General features: G+C 59.7%; 20 protein-coding genes. 3 read left to right on the top strand and 17 right to left on the bottom strand.

Features of this window, described 5'->3' with window-relative positions:
* From LD28_RS0116180 to LD28_RS0116150, 7 genes are all read right to left on the bottom strand, one after another.
* Positions 1–342: nitrous oxide-stimulated promoter family protein (locus LD28_RS0116180; RefSeq protein WP_033137971.1), on the bottom strand; the 342-nt coding region annotated here is incomplete at its 3' end.
* Positions 343–429: 87 nt separating this feature from the next.
* The gene (locus LD28_RS0116175; RefSeq protein WP_033137968.1) at positions 430–2,232 is read right to left on the bottom strand and encodes an aminopeptidase P family protein; all 1,803 of its coding nucleotides are present in this window, start codon (positions 2,230–2,232) and stop codon (positions 430–432) included.
* 33 nt (positions 2,233–2,265) lie between these two features.
* On the bottom strand, positions 2,266–2,931 hold the full coding sequence (locus tag LD28_RS0116170; protein ID WP_033137967.1) for a GntR family transcriptional regulator: 666 nt from the start codon (positions 2,929–2,931) through the stop codon (positions 2,266–2,268).
* 190 nt (positions 2,932–3,121) lie between these two features.
* Positions 3,122–4,747: a phosphoenolpyruvate carboxykinase (ATP) gene (gene pckA / locus LD28_RS0116165; RefSeq protein ID WP_033137966.1), complete on the bottom strand. Its 1,626-nt coding sequence runs from the start codon at positions 4,745–4,747 to the stop codon at positions 3,122–3,124.
* A gap of 149 nt (positions 4,748–4,896) precedes the next feature.
* Positions 4,897–5,781 (bottom strand): Hsp33 family molecular chaperone HslO, encoded by an 885-nt coding sequence (gene hslO, locus LD28_RS0116160; RefSeq protein WP_033137965.1) that lies wholly within the window; start codon positions 5,779–5,781, stop codon positions 4,897–4,899.
* A gap of 77 nt (positions 5,782–5,858) precedes the next feature.
* Positions 5,859–6,257: a ribosome-associated heat shock protein Hsp15 gene (hslR, locus tag LD28_RS0116155; protein WP_033137964.1), complete on the bottom strand. Its 399-nt coding sequence runs from the start codon at positions 6,255–6,257 to the stop codon at positions 5,859–5,861.
* Positions 6,258–6,512: 255 nt separating this feature from the next.
* Positions 6,513–6,893, bottom strand: coding sequence for a hypothetical protein (locus LD28_RS0116150; RefSeq protein ID WP_033137963.1), 381 nt, complete (start codon positions 6,891–6,893; stop codon positions 6,513–6,515).
* Positions 6,894–7,078: 185 nt separating this feature from the next.
* Here LD28_RS0116150 and LD28_RS0116145 point away from each other — a divergent pair, with 185 nt between their 5' ends.
* Positions 7,079–8,467, top strand: coding sequence for a bifunctional NUDIX hydrolase/phosphatase PAP2 family protein (locus LD28_RS0116145; protein WP_033137962.1), 1,389 nt, complete (start codon positions 7,079–7,081; stop codon positions 8,465–8,467).
* Positions 8,464–9,546 (top strand): AI-2E family transporter YdiK, encoded by a 1,083-nt coding sequence (gene ydiK, locus LD28_RS0116140; RefSeq protein ID WP_033137961.1) that lies wholly within the window; start codon positions 8,464–8,466, stop codon positions 9,544–9,546. Before LD28_RS0116145 ends, ydiK begins: the two co-directional genes overlap by 4 nt.
* A 600-nt stretch (positions 9,547–10,146) precedes the next feature.
* Here the strand turns inward: ydiK and LD28_RS0116135 are convergent.
* Together LD28_RS0116135 and LD28_RS0116130 are read right to left on the bottom strand one after the other, a co-directional pair.
* Positions 10,147–10,974, bottom strand: a complete 828-nt coding sequence (locus tag LD28_RS0116135) for a TIGR02391 family protein (RefSeq protein ID WP_156120269.1) — start codon at positions 10,972–10,974, stop codon at positions 10,147–10,149.
* A 64-nt stretch (positions 10,975–11,038) separates the two neighbouring features.
* Positions 11,039–11,368: a hypothetical protein gene (locus LD28_RS0116130; protein ID WP_033137959.1), complete on the bottom strand. Its 330-nt coding sequence runs from the start codon at positions 11,366–11,368 to the stop codon at positions 11,039–11,041.
* A gap of 471 nt (positions 11,369–11,839) precedes the next feature.
* Here LD28_RS0116130 and dhaR point away from each other — a divergent pair, with 471 nt between their 5' ends.
* A complete protein-coding gene (gene dhaR / locus LD28_RS0116125; RefSeq protein WP_033137970.1) occupies positions 11,840–13,741 on the top strand; it encodes a dihydroxyacetone kinase operon transcriptional regulator DhaR in 1,902 nt (633 codons plus the stop codon).
* Positions 13,742–13,835: 94 nt separating this feature from the next.
* Here the strand turns inward: dhaR and LD28_RS0116120 are convergent, their stop codons facing one another.
* From LD28_RS0116120 to LD28_RS0116085, 8 genes are all read right to left on the bottom strand, one after another.
* On the bottom strand, positions 13,836–14,918 hold the full coding sequence (locus LD28_RS0116120; RefSeq protein WP_033137958.1) for a glycerol dehydrogenase: 1,083 nt from the start codon (positions 14,916–14,918) through the stop codon (positions 13,836–13,838).
* Between the two features lie 158 nt (positions 14,919–15,076).
* The gene (gene dhaM, locus LD28_RS0116115) at positions 15,077–15,793 is read right to left on the bottom strand and encodes a dihydroxyacetone kinase phosphoryl donor subunit DhaM (RefSeq protein ID WP_033137957.1); all 717 of its coding nucleotides are present in this window, start codon (positions 15,791–15,793) and stop codon (positions 15,077–15,079) included.
* 1 nt (position 15,794) lies between these two features.
* Positions 15,795–16,424: a dihydroxyacetone kinase subunit DhaL gene (dhaL, locus tag LD28_RS0116110; RefSeq protein WP_033137956.1), complete on the bottom strand. Its 630-nt coding sequence runs from the start codon at positions 16,422–16,424 to the stop codon at positions 15,795–15,797.
* A gap of 9 nt (positions 16,425–16,433) precedes the next feature.
* Complete coding sequence (gene dhaK / locus LD28_RS0116105; protein ID WP_033137955.1) at positions 16,434–17,504, bottom strand: dihydroxyacetone kinase subunit DhaK; 1,071 nt, start codon at positions 17,502–17,504, stop codon at positions 16,434–16,436.
* A 238-nt stretch (positions 17,505–17,742) separates the two neighbouring features.
* Positions 17,743–19,101: an NCS2 family permease gene (locus LD28_RS0116100; protein ID WP_050514351.1), complete on the bottom strand. Its 1,359-nt coding sequence runs from the start codon at positions 19,099–19,101 to the stop codon at positions 17,743–17,745.
* A gap of 306 nt (positions 19,102–19,407) precedes the next feature.
* Positions 19,408–19,620: a transcription antiterminator/RNA stability regulator CspE gene (gene cspE / locus LD28_RS0116095; protein WP_005316548.1), complete on the bottom strand. Its 213-nt coding sequence runs from the start codon at positions 19,618–19,620 to the stop codon at positions 19,408–19,410.
* Positions 19,621–20,170: 550 nt separating this feature from the next.
* Positions 20,171–20,455: a DUF3811 domain-containing protein gene (gene yjbD / locus LD28_RS0116090; RefSeq protein WP_005340165.1), complete on the bottom strand. Its 285-nt coding sequence runs from the start codon at positions 20,453–20,455 to the stop codon at positions 20,171–20,173.
* A 146-nt stretch (positions 20,456–20,601) separates the two neighbouring features.
* Positions 20,602–21,332: cation diffusion facilitator family transporter (locus LD28_RS0116085; RefSeq protein WP_033137954.1), on the bottom strand; the 731-nt coding region annotated here is incomplete at its 5' end.

Genomic DNA, 21,332 nt, shown 5'->3' with positions numbered 1-21,332 from the left:
GCGCAGGGTGAGCCAGGGGTGGCGCAGCAACATGCGCGGGCCGCTCCACCTCATCACCTGCTGGATCTGTTTGCGCATTGCCGGGGCGTAGCAGTGGATATTGCAGTTGGCGCAGGTGGGTTTGTGGCCGTGGTCGTAACGACAGCGATTGAGCCGCTGATGGGTAAACTCCCGCAACTGGCGACAGTGACGACAGTGGGGATCCTGATGATGGTGCTGGCAGTAGAGGTGGATCATGGCGCTGACGGTCTTCTTCTCGCGCATGAGTCTGGGGTGGTCACTCGCCTTTTTGCTGACTGCGGCGTGTGGGCCCCTTGCTGGGCTGGCATGATGACTTTTCATGGCCGCCATTCTCCTGACCTGCTCGTTTGGGGTGTTGATACAGGTCAAAAGGGGGAATAAAAAACAGGGCCCGCAGGCCCTGTGTCATCAGATGAGGCTGGTTGCCTGCTCCAGCCAGGCGAGATCCTCGCCCTCGAGCAGCGGGCTCAGGCGGCGGAATACCTCGACATGGTATTCGTTGATCCAGCGGAATTCGGCCGGGCTCAGCAGGCTGCGGTCGATCAGGCGGGTATCGAACGGGACGTAGGTCAGGCGCTCGAAGCCTAGCATCGGCAGCTCGCCAACCTGTTCCTGCTCGGTCACCACCACCAGGTTTTCGCAGCGGATGCCAAAGCCATCTTCGCGGTAGTAGCCCGGCTCGTTGGAGAGTACCATGCCCGGCTGCAGGGCGACCATGCTCCCTTTCGGCGCGATGCGCTGGGGCCCTTCGTGGACGCTCAGGAAGTGGCCGACGCCGTGCCCGGTGCCGTGGTCATAGTTGTAACCGGCTTGCCACAGCGGCATGCGGGCCAGCACGTCGAGCTGGATACCGGCAGTGCCACGGGGGAAGCGGGCCTGATCCAGCGCGATATGGCCCTGCAGTACCCGGGTAAACATCGCTTTCTGCTCGTCGCTCACCTCACCCACCTTGATGGTGCGGGTGATGTCGGTGGTGCCATCCATGTATTGGGCGCCGGAGTCCAGCAGATAGAGGCTGTCCTGACCAAACGCACGCGGGGTGCCATTGGTGTGGTGGTAGTGGCACATGGCGGCGTTGGGGCCGAGCGCGGAGATGGTGTCGAAGCTCGGCTCGACGTAGTGCTCCTGCTCGCGGCGGAACGCTTCCACCTGATCGGCCAGGGTGCCTTCATCCACCCCCTCGAACTCGCCGGAGGCGATCAGCCGATCCAGCCAGGCGAGGAAGCGGGTCATGGCCACGCCATCACGCAGGTGAGCGGCACGCATGCCGGTCAGCTCAACGTCGTTCTTGCACGCTTTCGGCAGCATGGTGGGGTCTTGCCCTGCCACCAGAATGGCGCCCGCCTCTTCCATGACGAGCTGGGTCCAGGCGTTGGCGCTGTCCGGATCGGCCAGCACCTTCTGCTGATCTTCACCGATGCGCTGCAACACGTCGCCCAGCTTGTCGATGGGGTAGACGGAGACGTCTTGGCCAACGTGTTGGGTGAAGGCGAAGCAGTCAATTTTGTCGGTGTCGACGAAGAAATCCATGCTGGTGTTGGCGTAGAGCACCGCAAAGCCCAGCACCACCGGCAACCGGTCGATGTCGCGGCCACGCAGGTTGAGCAGCCAGTTGATGGGCTCGGCCTGGGTCAGCAGCACCGCATCCAGCCCGCGCTTGCGCAGGTCGGCCGCCAGCAGTTCACGTTTGGACTGGCTGGACTGGCCCGCCAGCTCCTCACTGTAGAGAATGACCGGTGCCTTGGTCGGCTCCGGGCGATCGCTCCAGTGCTGGTCGATGGGGTTCTGCTCGACGCGGATCAGCTCGATACCGCGATCGGCCAGCAGGGCTTTGGCATTCTTGTACCAGGTCAGGCTGTGCAGGCGGGCATCGAAGCCAACCCGGGAACCTGATGGCAGTTGGTCGGCCAGCCACTGTACGTGGGGATCTTCATTGAGGTGGAGGAATTCGAACAGTTCGGCGGGGGTCTGCATCCGCGCCTGTACCGTATAGCGACCATCGACAAAGAGGGCTGCTCGCTGGGTCATGATGATGACGACCCCGGCAGAGCCGTTGAAACCGGTGATCCAGTCAAGCCGCTCGGCATAGGCGGGGATGTACTCGCCGAGGTGCTCATCATCGTGGGGGACGATAAATGCGTCCAACTCCTGCATGGCCAGCTCGGCCCTGACTTGGGCGACGCGGGTTTCAATTATCTCGAAATTATTCATGTCGTTAGTGCCAGATGGTTGCTATATGAGTGTTCAGTTTTTATGACCGCTAGCCAGGATCCGCTGGATCGACTGGCCTGCCGCTTCAATATGTTGTTTGAGCAGTACCACCGCCTCGTGCTTGCGCCGGGCGCGGCACAGTTCCAGCAATTTGGCGTGTTCACGCTCCGCCTTGTCCACGCCGTCGCTGGCAAACAGCAGCTCGAAGCGGACATAGCGATCACAGCTCAGATTGATCTGGGCGATCACTTCAAGTGCCTGGGGGCGACCGGCTGCCTGATAGAGGGTGGCGTGAAAGCTGTGGTTCAACTCGGCCCAATGTTCGATCTGGGTGCCTGATTCCAGGGCGTGATCAAACTGGGCGAGGATCTCCTCCGCTTGCGCGAAGGTGGCTTCCGTCATCTTGTCGACGGCGTGAAACAGGGTATCGGCTTCCAGCAGCGCTCGCAAATAAAAGCGCTCTTCAATGGCCGAGGCGTCCAGCATGGTGACCACGGCGCCGCGATGGGCCTCGAACTTGACCAGCCCCTGCGCCTCCAGCTGCATCAGGGCTTCGCGCACCGGAATGCGGCTCACTGCCAGCTCTTTGGCGATGGCATCCTGACGCAAGGGGGCACCTGCGGGAAATTCCCCACGGAGGATCCGGCCACGGAGGTTTTCCATCACCATCTGGGTTCGGGTCTTGTAGGGTGGGGTCATGGTCGGGTCACGATGGTGCGTTACGAAATTGTATCCAGCTTGAGTCTGGCTGAATCTACCCCGTCAGGAGTGGCAAGGCAAGGGTTAGGGCCTGTCGCTGCGCGGCTGGCGGCGTTCGGGGCGCCATAAAAACAAAAATGCCGGTCAGCGTGGCTGACCGGCATGATGTCACTGGTACGAAGTGGGCCTGTTACAGCTGCGGGCCTGCCGCAACCAGACGTTTGCCTTCGTCGTTATCGGTGAAGCGCTCGAAGTTCTTGATGAAGCGCTGGGCCAGATCCTGTGCCTTGGCATCCCACTCGGCCTTGTTGGCGTAAGTGTCGCGCGGGTCGAGGATGGCCGGGTTCACGTCGTGCAGCTCGGTCGGCACTTCCAGATTGAAGATCGGCAGTACCTTGGTCGGTGCTTTCTCGATGGAACCATCCAGGATGGCATCGATGATGGCGCGGGTATCTTTGATGGAGATGCGCTTGCCGGTGCCGTTCCAGCCGGTGTTGACCAGATAGGCTTCCGCACCTGCCGCTTCCATCCGTTTCACCAGCTCCTGACCGTACTTGGTCGGGTGCAGGGAGAGGAAGGCTGCGCCGAAGCAGGAGGAGAAGGTCGGCGTCGGCTCGGTGATGCCACGCTCGGTACCGGCCAGTTTGGCGGTGAAGCCAGAGAGGAAGTGGTACTTGGTCTGCTCCTTGGTCAGTTTGGAGACCGGGGGCAGTACGCCGAAGGCGTCGGCAGTCAGGAAGATCACCTTGTTGGCGTGACCCGCCTTGGAGACCGGCTTGACGATGTTCTCGATGTGATAGATGGGGTAGGAGACCCGAGTGTTCTCGGTACGAGAGCCATCATCGAAGTCGATGGTGCCATCGGCGGCAACGGTCACGTTCTCCAGCAGCGCATCGCGACGGATGGCGTGGTAGATGTCCGGCTCTGCCTCTTCGGAGAGCTTGATGGTCTTGGCGTAGCAGCCACCTTCGAAGTTGAACACGCCGTGGTCATCCCAGCCGTGCTCGTCATCGCCGATCAGCTGACGCTTGGGATCGGTGGAGAGGGTGGTTTTGCCGGTGCCGGAGAGGCCGAAGAAGATGGCGACGTCGCCGTCCTGACCCACGTTGGCGGAGCAGTGCATGGAGGCAATGCCGCGCAGGGGCAGGAAGTAGTTCATCATGGAGAACATGCCCTTCTTCATCTCGCCACCGTACCAGGTGCCACCGATGAGCTGCATCTTCTCGGTCATGTTGAAGGCCACAAAGTTCTCGGAGTTGAGACCCTGCTCCTTCCAGTTCGGGTTGGTGCACTTGGCACCGTTCATCACCACGAAGTCAGGCTTGAAGGTTTTCAGCTCTTCATCGCTCGGGCGGATGAACATGTTTTTCACGAAGTGTGCCTGCCAGGCCACCTCGGTGATGATGCGCACGGCCAAGCGGGTATCCGGGTTGGCACCGCAGAAACCGTCGACCACAAACAGGCGCTTGCCGGAGAGCTGTTGGGTCACCAGACCTTTCAGATGTGACCACACTTCGGGGGTAATGGCTTTGTTATCGTTTTTACCCTGGTCAGACCACCATACAGTATTCTGGGTAGTGGCATCTTTGACGATATATTTATCTTTTGGGGAGCGACCGGTGAAGATTCCGGTGTTTACGTTGACGGCACCCAGCTCGGTAACCACACCGCGCTCGAACCCTTCCAGGTCAGGGCGTGTCTCTTCGGCGAAAAGCTGCTCGTAAGAGGGGTTGCGAACGATTTCCTGGCTGTTTTTGATGCCGTACTGGTCCAGTCCTAATTGTTGGGCCAGGGTGGGTTCTGCCACGATTGTCATTGTATTCTCCTGGGTTCAGAGGTTTGTAGGGTTCTATCTGACGGTCATCCTATCACTTAGGTGGTAGAGTTTAGCGATCGCCATCAAACTTTATAAAATAGGGTATTTTTTTGTTATTAAAGTTAAAGGCGGGTTTTGCCCGCCTTTAATTAGTGTAACTTGTTTGCATCATTGCCGGGAGCCCTGCTGAACAGGGTTTCGACATCGATCCCATTAAATTGGTACTGGGCGCCGCAATAATCACAGTGCATGTCGATCTTGCCGAGCTCCTGCACCATCTCCATGACCTCTTCTTTTTCTATCTGCAACAGGGCCCCTTCGCAGCGCTCGCGGGAGCAGGTGCAGCGGAACTCGACTGCCTGCGGATCGAATACCCGTACCTTGTCCTGATGGTAGAGACGGTAGAGGATCTCTTCCGCTTCCAGACCGAACAGCTCTTCATCCTTGATGGTGCTGGTGAGCTGGGTCAGGTGATCGAAATCGTTGCTGTGATCCTCGCTCTGGGCGGGCAGCTCCTGCAGCATGATACCGGCAGCGCGCGGTTCGCCTTCGTGGTAGCCGGTGCGGATCCAGAGTTTGGTGGCCAGCTGTTCGGAGCGGGCGAAGTAGTGCTCCAGGCAACCCGCCAGAGTATCGGCGTCCAGTGCGATGATGCCCTGATAGCGCTCGCCCTGCTCCGGGGTGATGGTGATGATCAGCTGGCCGTTGCCGATCAGGCTCTGCAGCTTGCCATCGCTCGGCAGCTCGCCCTCATAGCGGGCGACGCCGCGCAGCTGCTGGTTGTTGTCACCGTTGATCACGGCCAGACGCACCGGGCCATCGCCCTGCAGCTGTACGGTGATGGAGCCTTCAAACTTGAGTGTGGCGGTCAGCAGGCTGGTGGCGACCAGCAGCTCGCCCAGCAGTTTTTGCACCTGCACCGGGTAGTTCTGGGCTTCCACCACATGGCGGTAGGTGTGATCCAGCTGGACCAGCTCGCCACGCACTTCGTACTCTTCAAACAGATAGCGATACAGCAGATCTTGGTTGCTCATCATGTATTCCTGGCTTTTCGGTGAGGTAAATCGGGCGGGCTGGGGTTGATGCCAGCCCGGTATCAAATCGGGGTCGGTCAGTACTGTTTGACCTTGAGCAACTGGCGTCGCTCCTGCTTGTCGGGGCGGCGCTCGGGGCTGGGGGCAAACTGGCTGTTGAAGCGGCGTGCCTCGCTGTTCTCGGCCCGCTTTTTCAGGCTCTCGGCGGTCTCTTCATAGAGTTGCTGGGCCAGCGGGGCTGATTTGCGCTGCTCGCTGAGGCCCAGCACCCGCACTTCGCGTTCGTCCTGCCCCTGCCAGAAGCGGATAAGCGCACCCACTTCCACCTGTTTGCCCGGTTTGCTGCGCTGACCATTGTAGTGCACCTTGCCCCCGTCAATCTGATCCCGCGCCACGGAGCGGGTCTTGTAGAAACGGGCCGCCCACAGCCACTTGTCGAGACGAACCTCGAGGGCACTTTCTGCATGATTGGGCATGAACAGGCTCCATAACGGGGAAAAGAGGTGGTCGATTATACCAGAGCACGGGGTCGGGATAGAAACCGGGCAGCCGCTGCGCGGGGCGCAAACCATGTCAAGGTGATGCAACATATGGGCAGTTTGCTGATTCACAAGGGAAAGCCGCTGCTTTATCGGACATTCATCGGGCAGGGAAGGTCGTCCACATAGCGCATATAAAGTTGCCGCCCCGGTTTGGGGCGGCTGCGTTCACATCCATCGATCACGGCAGAGTCAGAAGTGATCCTGCTGATCCGGCTTCTTCTGTTCGTGGGGGCCTTCGCTGTGGGCGATGGCGGTGCGGATGAGATCAACCCCGGCGCGGATAATCAGCACCCCCATGTTGACCAGCTTGACGCAGACCCACATGAAGGTGATGAGCAGGATCAGCTTGAGCACGGTCTGGAAGGCTTCCAGGAAGTTCTGCTCCAGCTGGGCGGTGAGGCCGTTGGCGCTGCTCATCAGCCAGGTGTAGACCTCGCGCACGAACGGGATGCGGCTTGGCATCTCCAGTACATCCAGTGCGGCAGGGAGCGCCTGGAAGATGACGATGCTGCCGAACAGGATCAAAATGACACCGATGGCGATGCCGAGGAAAAAGCCGAACTGTCTCATGGCGGGCTCCCGCGTTTGCTGCATGAAATTGAAGATAGCCGCCAATAGTAGGGAGTGCCCTGCCTCATCGCAATCTTCCGTGCTCGTCCCTCGCGGCGGGAACGGCGGCGATCCGGCCGCTACCATTGCCCAACTATCTGATTTCTGGGAGGCTTGTCGCCATTGCGCATAGGGAAAGCAAATTGATGTCGAGAAGCCTCTTTTTACTGTTACTGACGCTGTTTACCGCGGCGCCAGCCTTGAGTGCCGAGCCTGCTGCCCCCACGGCGGCCGCCTGCGCCATCCGCCATCAGGATCAATTGTTGCTGGTGCAGGATCGCATCTCCTCACGCTACAGCCTGAGCGGTGGCTATATCGATGGTGGCGAGAGTCCGCAGCAGGCAGCGCTGCGCGAGCTGTATGAAGAGACCGGCTTGCGGGGGGAGGTGGTGCAGGAGCTGGGTCGCTGGCAGCGGGCGCTTATCCTCGCCTGCCGCACTCTGGAGCCTATCGTCGCCCAGCAAGATTCCGATTTTGTCTCGCTGCTGCAGGCTCCCAATCTGGGCGGGGAGATCCTCAACGCCCGCTTGATCGCGGTGGACAAGCTCCCCCGCGATCAGCGCCGCTTCCCGGATCAGCTCGACTGGCTGCAATCCCGGCTGGATCAGGTGCCCGAGAGCGAGGTGCGCTGGCAGGCCGATTTCGTGGCGCAGGGAAGTCGCCTGCATCAGGCCGAGATCCCGCTGATGGTGCGCCTGCAGCAGTGGCTGGGGCCCGATGTCTGGTGGTTGTCGGTCAGCAATCTGTTTGGTTCAGGCGGCTTTCAGCTTGCCCTGATACCTTTGCTGCTCCCGCTGCTGGGGTGGCCGCGGCTGCGCCAGCTGCTGTTCGCCATGCTCTGGCTTGGCTTGCTGGTGCAGGCGAGCAAGGAGGGGATCGGCTGGCCGCGCCCCTTCCATCTGCAACCTGAGCTGGCGACTCACAGTGCCCAGGGCTTTGGCATGCCGAGCGGCCACACCGCCTCGGCCCTGCTGTTCTGGGGGGCGCTGCTTGGCTGGCTGTGGCCTGCCCGGCGCGGGCTGGCCTATTCGTTGGCGCTGCTGCTGGCGCTGACCACCGGTCTGGCGCGGGTCTGGCTCGGGGTGCACTTTATCTCCGATGTGGCGGCGGGGCTGCTGATTGGCGCCTTGCTGCTGGCCGCTCGCCCCTGCTGGCGGCTGGATCAGCGCGCTTCTGCTTGGGGCTTGCTGGTCGCCGCCGCACTGGCTGGTGCGGGCCTGACCCAGTCGGCCCATCTGGCCGGGATCGGGCTGGCGGCGCTGGGCCTCTGGCTTGGGGGGCGGGTCACGCTGGTGCGTGACGGTTATTCCCCGTTGCTGACCGGCGCCGTGGTGCTGGCGGGCATGCTGCTGATGGTGGCGGGCGCGTGGGCGCTGCCGCTATTGACCCGCAGCTCGCTGGCCATACTGCTTGGTCAGTTTGTGCTCTTTTTCGGGCTGGGGCTCTGGTTGAGCGCTGGCCTCTGGTGGATACTCTCTTTCTTGAAATGCGACACTCGACCCAAGAGCAAAGGCTCTGACAAGGGAACTCTATGAATGTGAAAAAAGTGGATTTGGCCAAGATAACGCTGGGGGTGCTGTTTATCAGTATCCTGATTATCTCCTGCTTCATGGTGTTGCAGCCGTTCCTGCCTGCACTGGTGTGGGCCACCATGATCACCATCGCCACCTGGCCGCTGATGCTGATGATGCAGCGCCTGCTGTGGGGCAAGCGGACGCTGGCGGCCCTCTTCATGACGCTGGTATTGCTGCTGATATTTGTCATCCCGCTCTTTATGACGCTGGCCAATGTGGCGGAGAAGGCGCCCATGCTGATCGAGCTGGGCACCAGTATCAGCCAGTCACCGCCGCCGGAGTTGCTCTGGCTGCAACAGATCCCGCTGGTGGGCGGCAAGCTCTATGACTTCTGGCAGCAAATTCTGGCGAGCGGTGGTCAGGTGCTGTTTGCCAAGCTGGCCCCCTACTTTGGCCAGACCGCCCGTTGGCTCGCCTCTCAGGCCGGTAATCTGGGGCTGCTGTTCGTCCACTTCCTGCTGACGGTCGGTATCTGCGGTGTGCTCTATCACTCAGGTGAAGTAGTGGCGACCGGCATTCGCCGCTTTGCCCACCGGCTGGCGGGTCAGCGTGGTGACAATGCCACAGTGCTCGCTTCACAGGCGATCCGCGCCGTGGCCATGGGGGTGGTGGTGACCGCGCTGGTGCAATCTTCGGTGGCCGGTGTCGGCCTGCTGATTGCCGGTATCCCTTACGCCATGGTGCTGGTGGTGGTGATGTTCCTGTTGATCGTCGCCCAGATCGGCCCCTTCCCGGTGCTGCTGGCCTGTATCGGCTACCTCTACTGGAGCGGCGACACCACCTGGGGCACCTTCCTGCTGGTGTGGTCACTGATTGCGGGCACCATGGACAACTTCCTGCGTCCCTTCCTGATCAAGCGGGGCGCCGACCTGCCGCTCGTCCTCATTCTGGTGGGGGTTATCGGCGGCTTGCTGACCATGGGGATCATCGGTCTCTTTATCGGCCCGGTAGTGCTGGCGGTGGGCTACACCCTGCTGGATGCCTGGATCAAGGAAGATGACCAACCGATGGCTGCGGTTGAAGCGCCCAAGGCCGAATGACGATTCGGTAACAAGACGATTCAGCCATTAATCGCTGATGCCAAGAGCCGCCCATAAGGGCGGCTCTTTTGTTTATTACCGTCCCATGCAGGTTCGATGGGCGAAGCGTAATCGGACGATCGAGATACCGCCGTTCCGGTTCTATCCATAAGTCAGCGGTGGCCCGTCAGAGGGGAAATGCGGGTGACTTATGGCGGTAAAGCAGACCGGATAAGCGGTATAAGTTGAATTTATGGATTTGTGTTAAATGACCCAATTTTTTCTTATACCGACACCTATCCAGCCCCCACGCCACGATTTGGCCCGTTACAAGCCAGCCACAGGCAATGGCCGATCCGTGCCAACCCTTATGCACCCTATGTTACCGTCCCATGTAGGTTCGATTAGCGAAGCCTAATCGGACGATCGAGATGCCGCTGTCCTGGCGTTTCCGTGAGTCAGCGGCATCTGGAAGGGTGAAATGGGAGTGGCTGTTATTGCGGGGGAATAGATTTACGCGAACGTCCGATTACGCCTTACGGCTAATCGAACCTACGGGCTTGTAGCTGCGAAGCGGCGGAAATGCCGTCTCAGCGCCGAAGGGGCGACAACAGCCGATTGTTAGGGCCTACCTTGGTACATTTTTTGAGCTTCGATTGCACCATCCAAACGCCTATGAATTAATGAAATAGTCGAAAGTATATCTAGCGCATCTAACTCCTCAATAACCCAAGTTACTTTCGGCGCATGTGCTGTAGTATTCCGAAAGGTGCCAAATATGCCTTTTAATAAGTTAGCAAAGCCTTTTTGCTCGCTCTGCTCACTCTCAGTCTGCAGAGAACTCAAAGCTAAATGGGGTATTTTATTGTTAAAAGAAAAGGCATCATCAACTAAAGCGGCACCATCTGAAGTGAGTCCCGCTTTAGAACGTATCTTTTCAGCGATACTTTTTGTGGCCTCAAATACGGCATGGAAGTAGTTGTCTACTAACAATTCGGATTTGCAAAAGTAAAGCACATCTGGATGAACACGCCTAGACAGCAAATTTTGTTTAAGCTTAGATGCTCTAGCCTCAGACTCAGATATCGTTTTTGTTTTTAGCACTTGTTTTATATTGCCATTATCTGCAAGCTCCAGCCCCTCAAAAGACAAAACTTTATTTAGTTTAGCTCTGGTATCCTCGAACCATTCATGTTTATCAAAGTGTCTTGAAGGTCGCATTACATGTTGAATGAAAAAGACAATATTATTTGCGCAGTGATCATTCTGCTGCTTTTGAGAAAGCGAATCGTAAAGTCGTCTCCATTTTGTAGAGTTAAGACCAGGATCCTCGACACTACATTCCGAAAGAAATTTTGATATTTCAGTTCCGGTAAGACCTGAATATGTGTCCCCTAATATCCTCGATAGAGACTCAAGGGTGGCCAAATCAAAACTTTTTACTGGCACCAAAATTCTCCTTTACCATAACGCTAAGTGCAGGGGCGGTTTGTAAGTTGACTGCTTGTTATGTTTACCGGCGACCTGCCAAATATGTAAGGCCTGCAAGTGTCAACACACCTATTGTGCCCAATACCCCAAGAGCTGCCCCTTTAGCAAATCCTGACTCATGTCCTCTTTGATAGCCCTTCTCTTCGCCAGCCGTGTAGCCCTTGAAGTCTTCGCTCCGTTCGCTAGAAAATATATATTCTTTAAATTCCTCAGCAACATCAGGCTTTTCTAAAAGCCTTTCCAACACTTGTTTTGCCACCTCAACTGAAATTCTATTTAAGTCCGCAAATTTACTTAGCTCAGCATTGTTGGACAATATTTCTTTAGCGTTTTTAAGAATGTTTTCATTCATGCCTAAAGTCCTATGTGTTGTTTGAGTAAAAATAAAAGTGATTAGATGGAAGGTGGTGCCAATCCGTTAATCGAGCCTTCCATATAACTCCGGTTCGTCCTGTTTTCCGCGAAAAAGTCATTTTAAATCATAATATTGCTGCCAATCTCAGGGTCTGAACGCACTCGCTAAACATTTCCTTTTGGCTCTGTTTTTTGCTACTGAGAAAATACACTTCTGGGGCTGCAATGGAAAGCGCCATTAGGTCTCCTCTTCATAAACAAGTCAGTAGTGTGATCGAGGTGACATATCAGAAGTGCGGGTTAATGCCGACGTGTCGTGCCTTCTGCCACTGGCTCGGCCAGCAATTTGCCGAGGGCGAACCCGACCGGGAGGAGGGCGGGGTTGCCGCCCTCTGAGGCAGGTCACTGAATCGGGGGCGCTGGCGTGGTTAAATGGTCGGCTCACATCTTGCCGGATATTGCTGTGACCATGCCATCTGACCACCAGCACCTGCAGCCCTGGCCTGACTATCTGCAGGCATCCTGGCTGCGCTGCGCCCACCAGACCAGTGCCACCCTCTGGCATCCGCCCCACAGCGCCAAGGGGCAGACCTTGCAGAGCCTGCGCCAGCGCAAGCGCGACCTGCTCACCACCGGCGAGATGGCCCTCGAAGATCTCTACGAATTTATGGAGGGGCGCCCCTGCGCCCTGCTGCTCACCGACGAGAGCGGCTGCCTGCTGGCCCAGACCGGCCACCCCGACACCCTGAGCGAGCTGGCGGCGCTGGGGTTTGGCCCCGGCGCCTTCTTCAGCGAGGGGCGCATCGGCACCAATGCCATCAATCTGGCGGCGCTGGAGGGAGTACCGCTCTGCGTCAGCGGCCCCCAGCACTTCAACCAGACCCTGCACCCATGGCACAGCTGCGCCAGCCCGGTTTACAACAGCAATGGCCGTCAGGTCGCCATCATCGCGTTGATTTGCAAGGTGGAGGAGGCGAGCGCTGGCGATCTGGCGCTCACCGTCAGTGCCGGGCGCGAACTGGCCCATCTGCTGCAGATGGAGACCCTGATGCAGGAGTCCCAGCACCACCTGAGCGAGCTTTACGCCCTGCTCGATGGCATGGATGACGGCGTGCTGGCCTGGGACCCGCAGGGGCGGCTGCGCTACCTCAATGCGCTGGCGGCCCACCGGCTGCGGCTCGATCCGGCGATCTGTCTTGGCCAGCTGCTGGATCAGCACCTGCTGTTGCCCCAGCGGTTGCAGCTGGCCATCAGGGGGCAGACGCCGCTCAGCCATGTGGAGGTGACGCTGGAGCGGCTCGGTGCTCAGGAGGGGGAGTTCATTAATGCGCTGGTGAGCCTCAAGCCGCTGCCGGGGCCAGAGGGGGTCAGCTTTATCGCCCTGCTGCACCCGGTCGATCGGCTGCGGGCCATTCACCAGCTGCGCCAGACGGTGCCCGAGCTGTCGGCGCTGGTGGGGGAGTCGAGCGCCATGCGCAAGCTGCTGCGCTACGCCAGGCAGGCGGCCCAGAGTCAGGGGCCGATCCTGCTGCGCGGCGAGGAGGAGGTGGGCAAGGCCCAGCTGGCGGAGGCGATCCACTTTGGCAGCGAACGGGCCGCCGGGCCGCTCATTACCCTCAACTGCAAGGCGCTGCCGAGCGAGCGGATGGCGCTGGAGCTGATGGGTTCCGACGAGACGGGGCAGGAGCGGGCGGGCAAGTTCGAGCTGGCCCACGGCGGCACCCTGGTGCTGGAGCAGGTGGAGTGTCTCTCTGCCCCCATGCAGGCAGCGCTGCTGCAACTGCTCAAGACCGGCCGCATCCAGCGCTTCGATTCGGCCCGCATCCTGCCGCTCAAGGTGCGGATCATCGCCACCAGCAGCGCTCCGCTGGAGCAGCTGGTGCAGGAGGGGCTGTTTGGCCGCCAGCTGCTCTATGCCTTGCAGGCGTGCGAGCTGTGGCTGCCGGGATTGCGGGAGCGCGCGGCGGATCTGCCGGGCCTTATCAGCCAGCAGTTGGCGGCGCAGGGGCGCGAGCCGGTGCGCCAGTTCAGTCCGGCGGCCCTCGATTGTCTGCTCGCCTATCCCTGGCCCGGTAATCTGGGGGAGCTGCGCAGCGCCGTCGAGCATGCGCTGCTTCATGCCGGTCAGGGGCCGATCCCGCCCGAGGCGCTGCCTGCCGCCATTCGGCACGGCTATCAGCTGGTGGCGGACGAGGTAGTGGGGCAACCGCTGCTCACGCTGGCGGAGCTGGAGCGGCAAGCCATCCTGCGCTGCGCCCATGCCTGCAAGGGGCAGGTGAGCCAGATGGCCCAGCATCTGGGTATCAGCCGCACCACCCTCTGGCGGCGACTCAAACTGCTCGAGATCGATCCCGCCGACTATCACGGCTGACGCCGCCCTAGTCGTCGCGAACCGGCCCGCAGAAAACGAAAAGGCCCCGCAGTTGCGGGGCCGTTTTTATATGGGAAGGTCAGCGGTGGCGTGGTTACAGCCCCAGCTGGTGGGCGGTGACGATGGCCGCCAGCACATCCTCGGCGGTGACCTTGAACGGCATATTGTGGATGGTCTCGCCCTCGGCGGTGGAGGCTTTGGCCACCTCCATCAGGCGCGCCATATCCAGCTCCTTGACCCCCATCATATGCAGGTTGGTCGGCAGGCCCACCGAGTGGCAGAAACCCAGCACTGTCTCGATCTCCGCCATCGGTGCGTTCTCCAGCACCAGCTGCACCAGGGTACCGAACGCCACTTTCTCACCGTGGTAGAGGTGGTGACACTCGGCGAGCTGGGTCAGACCGTTGTGGATGGCGTGGGCGGCGGCCAGTCCGCTGCTCTCGAAGCCGATACCGCTCAGATAGGTGTTGGCCTCGATGATGTTCTCCACCGCTTTGGTGCAGAACCCCTGCTCCACCGCCAGCTTGGCCTTGTAACCATCGGCCAGCAGGGTCTTGTAGCAGAGCTCGGCGATGGCCTGCGCCGCCAGGGTGGAAGCACCACCGGCCATGGTCTGGCAACCGGAGACCTTGTTGGCGCGCGCCTCGAAGTAGGTGGAGAGCGCATCCCCCATGCCGGAGACCAGCAGCCGTACCGGGGCGCGGGAGACCACGCCGGTATCCATGATGACCATGTTGGGGTTGGTCGGGATCATCAGGTATTCGCTGAACTGTCCTTCCGGGGTGTAGATGACCGCCAGCGCGCTGGTGGGGGCATCGGTGGAGGCGATGGTGGGCACTATGACCACCGGCACCTTCTGGTAGAAGGCGACCGACTTGGCGGTATCCAGCGTTTTGCCGCCGCCGATGCCGATGATGACGTCAAACGGGGTCTGCTTGCAGCGGGCCAGCAGGCGGTCGATCTCGGGGCGGGAGCACTCGCCGTTGAAGCAGTCGAACTCCGGCTTGATACCGGCGCCGTGGAAGCTGGTGGCCACGGTATCGCCCACCAGCTTGGTGACGAAGGCGTCGGCCAGAATGAGCGGCTTGGCGCCGAGCGCTTTAACGTAGTTGCCGATATTGGCGAGGGCCCCGTTGCCTTGCACGTATTTGCTGGGGCTGATGATAATGCGGTCCATATTCTATCCCTCTCTCTAGTTCATAAGACGTCTTTTGAGACTAACAGGGGCGAAGGGGCGGCAGTGCCGGGGACGCCTTCGTCTTTTGCTTGTACAACAGGGACGCTGCACAGGCTCAGCGAGCGAGTGCAGCCCCTTGAAACAGTGGCGTGCTGCGATCAGTCGCCGAAACGCTCGGCGGCCAGCTGCTGGAAGCAGGCCAATGCGGCGCTGGCATCCTCCCCGCGCGCCAACAGGGCGAGGGTGTCGCCCTGACGCACGTTGAGCATGGCGAGCCGGGTCAGGCTGCGGGGATTGGCCTCTTTATCCCCCTTTTGCAGCTTGAGTTCAGCGGCAAAGGGCTTGAGGGTAGCCACCAGTCGGGCGGCGGGGCGCACATGCAGGCCGTGGGGGTTATCCACCACCACTTCGCAGCGCAGCCAGCCATCGTCGACAACGGGGGCGGTCTCCGTGGCGGCCTGCGCTGCGCTGGCAGGCAGCATCGCCTGCTTCGGGCCCAGCGCGCCGAGCGCCTCGGCGGCCACCTCATCCAGCGTCAGGCCGGAACCGGCCGCCACCACGGCTGCCAGGGTGCCCTCGACCAGCGGGGCGGGACAGAGCCGCACCCGGGCGCTTAACTCTGGTGGCAGTAGTTCGAGGGCGGTTTCGGCGCTCAAGAGGGCGCTGCCCAAGTCCATCAGCACCAGCACGCCGCTGCCGTCGTCCGCCTCTTCAATCGCACTCATCACCGCGATGGCATCGGTGCCGATGGGGTGGTCGGGGTCATCAACCCCGGCCGCCAGCAGCAATCGGGCCGGGCTGCCGAGCTGGTCAGCCAGCGCTTTCAATCCGGCCGCCAGCATGGCGCTGTGAGAGACAACTACGATTCCGATCATGTCACAACCTCGCTCTGTCACGCAGGGCGGTCAGCAGCAGCAGGGTCGAGGTGGCCCCGGCATCCTGATGGCCGATGCTGCGCTCGCCAAGATAGCTGGCGCGCCCCTTGCGGGCCTGCATCTGGATGGTGGCCTCGGTACCTGCGGCGGCTGCCGCGACTGCCTTGTCCAGCGCTTCGTTGAGGGGCAGATCTTGCTGCTGCGCTTGTTGCAGGGCGGCCAGTGCTGGCCACCAGGCGTCGCACATGGTCTTGTCGCCCGGCTCGGCGCGGCCGCGGGAGACGATCCCCTCGACCCCGTCACTGAGCATTTTGCACAGCTGACTGAGACTGAGGCTCTGGCAGGCGTCGGTACTGGCCGCCGCCCGGATAAAGAAGGTGCCGTAGAGCGGGCCACTGGCGCCGCCGACCGAGGAGAGCAAAGTCATGCCGGTGGTTTTCAGCACCTGACCGATGTCTTTGTCCGCCACTGCGGGCAGCTTCTCGGCCACTTTGGCAAAGCCGCGCTGCATGTTGAGGCCGTGGTCGCCGTCACCGATGTCGGTATCCAGTGCGGTGAGGTAGTCACGCTGCTCGGTAAAGATGTGTTCGCAGTCGAGCAGCCAGTTGACGATGTGATGCTTGCTTAACATGGGTTCTCCTTAGCAGCCGCGACGCAGGGCGGGGGTGTGAACGGGGGCATCCCACAGGGTCATCAGCTCATCATCCACCTTGAGCAGGGTGATGGAGATGCCGGTCATGTCGAGGGAGGTGCAGTAGGGGCCAATCAGGTTGCGCACCAGATGGATGCCCGCCTCTTCGCACAGGGTAGCGAGGCGACCATAGACACCATACAGCTCTGAAATCGGCGTGCCACCGAGGCTGTTGACCAAGGCGATAACCCGATCGCCCTTGTTGAGCGGTTCGATAAAGGTGTGCTCTTCCTGCCAACTGCCGGAGGCTCTGTCCCAGTGGCGCAGGGTGCGGCCATAGGGGGTATTGTCCGCCAGTTCGCTGAACATGTCGTCCACCAGAGTATTGAGGTCGGTGAAGGGGCGACGCTCGATGCCCGGCTCGCCGTGGATACCCACGCCGAACTCCATCTCGTTGTCGGCCAGGGTGAAGGAGGGCTTGCCAGCGGCAGGCACGGTGCAGGCGTGGGTGGCGACGCCGATGGTGCGGCTCTGGTTGTTGATGCGACGGGCCAGCGCCTCGCAGCGGGTCAGGTCATAGCCCGCTTCGGCGGCGGCGCCGACCAGTTTTTCGCACAGCACGGTCGTGGCAACCCCACGGCGACCGGCGGTGTAGAGGCTGTCTTTCACCGCCACGTCGTCATCGATCAGTGAGAAGCCGACCTTGACCCCATCACCGTGCAGCAGCTCGACTGCGGTTTCGAAGTTCAGTACGTCGCCGGTGTAGTTCTTCACCAGAAACAGCACGCCCGCGCCGCCATCAACGGCCTGGCCACACTCGTACATCTGATCCGGGGTCGGGGAGGTAAATATCTCGCCGGGGCAGGCGCCATCCAGCATCCCTTTGCCCACCAGACCGCCGTGCATCGGCTCGTGGCCGCTGCCACCACCGGAGACCAGCGCCACCTTGCCCATCACGGGGGAGTCGGCGCGGGTGATGTAGTGGGGTTCGATACGTACCTTGAGCTCGGGGTGGGCGGCTGCCATCCCCATCAGTTGTTCACGGACCACGGCATCGACGGCATTGATCAGTTTCTTCATGGCTCACTCCTTGGCTGGCCACCGCTCGGGTGGGCAAATGGTTGATGGAGCCAGTCTAACGGGATAAATCGGGAGAAAAATGATGGCCTGTTCGGTTCGGATCTGAAACAGCAGAGGGGGTATCGGTGTTTCAATCTGAAACGGCTCGAGGAAAACGGGCGGGAAACTGTTAGCGGCCTCACAGCCATGAAAAAGGGCCCCGCAGGGCCCTTCGCTATAACCGGAATAAGCGGACGGGTTAGATGGCCCAGCCACCGGCATAGAAAATCACCAGCGCCACGGCGATGATGACGGTGCCGACGTTCAGCTTCTTCCATTCGGCGGCAAACAGGCGGCCGATGACCAGCGCCACGAAGCCCAGCATGATGCCGGTGACGATGTTGCAGGTCAGCACGATGAAGACGGCGCACAGCATGCCAGCGAGGGCATCGACCGAATCGCTGAAGTCCAGCTTGGTGACGTTGCCCAGCATCAGCAGACCGACATACATCAGGGCCGGTGCGGTGGCGTAAGCCGGTACCAGATAGCTCAGCGGGGAGAGGAAGATCATCAGCAGGAACAGCACGCCGACCAGCGTAGCGGTCAGACCGGTCTTGCCACCGGCTGCGGTGCCTGCGGCGGATTCGATGTAGACGGCTGCCGGAGCACCACCCACCACGCCAGCGACCATGCTGCTGACGGAGTCGGCAGTCAGGGCTTTGCCGCCGCTGATGATGTGGCCACGTTCGTTGATGAGGCCCGCCTGACCGGCCACGGCACGGATGGTGCCGGTGGCGTCAAACACGGCGGTCATCACCAGCGCCAGTACGGTCGGAATCACCACCGGATTGAGGGCGCCCAGCAGATCCATGCTGCCTACCAGAGAGCCTTTCTCGCCAGTCAGGCTCGGCATGGCGAAGAAGCCCTGCCAGGTCACGTTCGGGTCGAAGATAAGGCCAAGGATGGAGATGGCGATGATCACCATCAGGATGCCGCCCGGCACTCTGCGACGCTCCAGACCGAAGATGGCGGCCAGACCCAGCACTGTCATGATGACCGGGAAGGAGGTTACTTCACCCAGTTGAACCGGCAGACCGGCCCCTTCGTTCTTGATCACCATGCCAACGCCGTTGGTGGCAATCAGCAGCAGGAACAGACCGATACCGATGCCGGTGCCGTGGGCGATGCCGGAGGGGAGGTTATCCAGGATCCACTGGCGCACGCCGGTGACACTGATCAGGGTAAACAGCACACCCATCAGGAAGATGGCGCCCAGGGCGACCGGAATGCTCAGCCCCTGACCCAGTACCAGACTGAACGCGGTAAAGGCGGTGAGGGAGATGGCGCAACCGATAGCCATCGGCAGTTTGGCCCACAGACCCATCAGCAGGGAGCCGAAGGCAGCGATCAAGCAGGTCGCCACGAAGACGGGACCCTGCTCAAAACCGGCGGCACCCAGCATGTTCGGCACCACTATGATGCTGTAGACCATGGCCAGGAAGGTGGTCAAACCGGCCAACAGCTCCTGGCGCACACTACTGCCGCGCGCAGAAATGGAAAAATAAGAGTCCAAAAAGCCGCCCTGTGCTCCGTTGGCGGCCATATCTTGCTTTGCCATAACTTATCCTAAAAGTGTGAAGGAAATCGTTTGCTTTTGTGGCGCGCAAAATAGCAAGAATTCGCGGCAAATACAGCGGATAACCTGACTTTTTCGTCAATATTTTACATTTTGAGTCCATTCGGAACTCTTTGTCAGACTCAAGCGGTGAGAGCGTGTCAGGAAGGGATCAAACGGTCGGGTGAGGGGAGATCAGTGAGGAAAAAAGCGAGGAACAACAAAAAACCCGCCGAAGCGGGTTTTTTTAAATTCTTGCAGAGCTGTCAGCAGTTGGCATGAGCCATCAGCAGCATGCTCCGGCTTGAATTACAGACCAACTACGTTGGCAGCAGCCGGGCCTTTCTGGCCTTGCTCGATGGTGAACTCAACGCGCTGACCTTCGTCCAGGGTTTTGAAGCTGGTGGACTGGATAGCGGAGAAGTGTACGAACACGTCTTTGCTGCCGTCAGCCGGGGAGATGAAACCAAAACCTTTCTCAGCGTTGAAGAACTTAACGGTACCAGTCATTTTGTTAGACATAATAATTTCCTTAAATAGTGTTGAATGCCACCTAAATGGCAATTTTTGATTTTTCGTCAGCAATACGTATGGGGAGCACTAAAGAAGGAGAATTATTTGATAAGAATTATCCGAGGATAACGCTTATGCTAATCACTGCTTTACTAAAATGACTGCCTAACATAATCAGGTCTGAACTGCCGAACCATCGAGAATGATTAAAACACGCTCTCATTTTTAAAGCAAACTTTATCTCGATATTAATGTTTTGTAACAGCCAAAAATCTCATTTTTTATAGTAAAAATGATGTATTTCAACTGCATAGCAAAATCCGCAAGGACTCATATCTACCCTCTGGAAAGCCTGCCTTGGCTTTTTTGTCCTGACTATGTAGCCAGTTCTGGCAAAAAATATGAGAAAAAATGAAAAGGTGGCGATGACTCGGGGGGCTTTGTGGCGGATCAGGCAAGCAAATCAATTTGCAGAGCCAAATCTGGGCCATCGAGCGAAGGCCAGAAATGCAAACGCCCGCTGGCACTTGGTGCCAGCGGGCGTTTTAGAAGCAGGGGATCAGCGCTTGCTGCGAAACTTGTTGCTGACCGAATCAATCCAGCTGAAGGTTTCCGGCAGTACCTGATTCTTGGCACGCTCTTTGGCTTTCTCGCGGGCCAGCTTGGAGGCAGCCTTGGCCGCTTCGGCGCGGTCGGCCACAATTTTCAGGCGACCCTCTTCGCGGATCTTGTTCCGCTCTCCGTTGGTCAGCTGGTGGTCTGCATTGGCTTGCGCCTTTTGCAATAACAAGGCTATCTCGGCTTTTTCGGCCTCGGTCAGATCTTTCATTTCCAGCTTTTTCACGGCGCGCTCCTGCGGCAGGGTGGTCAGACACCCTAACACAGTTGTGCCGATCACTTCTTATGCAATCGGCTTTCCGGCCTTAAAAATGCGGGTTTGTGCCAACTTTCCGTTATTTCGCTGCCACTTTCCCACCTGTTTGCCACATTTCAGTTTATGGCGAGCGGTGAGGGCATCCCTTGCTCCTCCGGCTCGACGTGGATCAGCACGATGGCGTGGGGCAGTTGCTGCATGATGGCGTGTTCGATGCGATCACAGATGTCGTGGGCTTCGCCGATGCTCATTTCCGGAGGCAAGGTGAGGTGGAAGTCGATATGGCGGCGGCGACCGGCACGACGGCTGCGCAGATCGTGGAAACCGCTGGCGGCAGGGCAGCATTCGGTGATAATGCGGCTGGTCATCGCCAGCTCTTCCGGGCTCATGCTCTGGTCGATCAGCGGCTGGAAGGCCTCGTTGAGCATGCTGATCGCCTCTCTGACAATAAAGATGGCGACGGCAATGGCGACCAGCGGGTCGAGGATGGCGAGTGAATGGCCGAACAGACCGGCCAGCCAGATCCCGCCAAGACCGACGGCTACCCCGGCTGAAGTGAGCACGTCAGCCTTGAGATGAAGTGCATCGGCAGCCAGGGCGACTGACTCCTCCTCTCTGGCCACCTTGTAGAGGTAGGCCGAGACCCCGCTGTTGACCAGCGCCGAGATCACCATCACCAGCACGCCCCAACCAATGCTCTCAATGGGGCTGGGGGAGATCAGCTTGTCGATGGCTTCGAAGATGATCCAGCCCGCGGCCAGCAGGATCAGCAGTGCTTCGATAACGCCGGAGACGTTTTCAATCTTGTCGTGGCCATAGGGGTGGCGCTCATAGGGCGGGAGATCGG

This window comes from Aeromonas finlandensis, assembly GCF_000764645.1.
Taxonomy (GTDB): Bacteria; Pseudomonadota; Gammaproteobacteria; order Enterobacterales; family Aeromonadaceae; genus Aeromonas; species Aeromonas finlandensis.
Note: the sequence above shows the minus strand (reverse complement) of the source record. Positions and strands in the feature narration are given on the sequence as shown.

Coding starts and splice junctions, on each gene's coding strand:
- LD28_RS0116175 (WP_033137968.1), bottom strand. CDS start 2,232: ATGAATAATTTCGAGATAATTGAAACCCGCGTCGCCCAAGTCAGGGCC.
- LD28_RS0116170 (WP_033137967.1), bottom strand. CDS start 2,931: ATGACCCCACCCTACAAGACCCGAACCCAGATGGTGATGGAAAACCTC.
- pckA (WP_033137966.1), bottom strand. CDS start 4,747: ATGACAATCGTGGCAGAACCCACCCTGGCCCAACAATTAGGACTGGAC.
- hslO (WP_033137965.1), bottom strand. CDS start 5,781: ATGAGCAACCAAGATCTGCTGTATCGCTATCTGTTTGAAGAGTACGAA.
- hslR (WP_033137964.1), bottom strand. CDS start 6,257: ATGCCCAATCATGCAGAAAGTGCCCTCGAGGTTCGTCTCGACAAGTGG.
- LD28_RS0116150 (WP_033137963.1), bottom strand. CDS start 6,893: ATGAGACAGTTCGGCTTTTTCCTCGGCATCGCCATCGGTGTCATTTTG.
- LD28_RS0116145 (WP_033137962.1), top strand. CDS start 7,079: ATGTCGAGAAGCCTCTTTTTACTGTTACTGACGCTGTTTACCGCGGCG.
- ydiK (WP_033137961.1), top strand. CDS start 8,464: ATGAATGTGAAAAAAGTGGATTTGGCCAAGATAACGCTGGGGGTGCTG.
- LD28_RS0116130 (WP_033137959.1), bottom strand. CDS start 11,368: ATGAATGAAAACATTCTTAAAAACGCTAAAGAAATATTGTCCAACAAT.
- dhaR (WP_033137970.1), top strand. CDS start 11,840: ATGCCATCTGACCACCAGCACCTGCAGCCCTGGCCTGACTATCTGCAG.
- LD28_RS0116120 (WP_033137958.1), bottom strand. CDS start 14,918: ATGGACCGCATTATCATCAGCCCCAGCAAATACGTGCAAGGCAACGGG.
- dhaM (WP_033137957.1), bottom strand. CDS start 15,793: ATGATCGGAATCGTAGTTGTCTCTCACAGCGCCATGCTGGCGGCCGGA.
- dhaL (WP_033137956.1), bottom strand. CDS start 16,424: ATGTTAAGCAAGCATCACATCGTCAACTGGCTGCTCGACTGCGAACAC.
- dhaK (WP_033137955.1), bottom strand. CDS start 17,504: ATGAAGAAACTGATCAATGCCGTCGATGCCGTGGTCCGTGAACAACTG.
- LD28_RS0116100 (WP_050514351.1), bottom strand. CDS start 19,101: ATGGCAAAGCAAGATATGGCCGCCAACGGAGCACAGGGCGGCTTTTTG.
- cspE (WP_005316548.1), bottom strand. CDS start 19,620: ATGTCTAACAAAATGACTGGTACCGTTAAGTTCTTCAACGCTGAGAAA.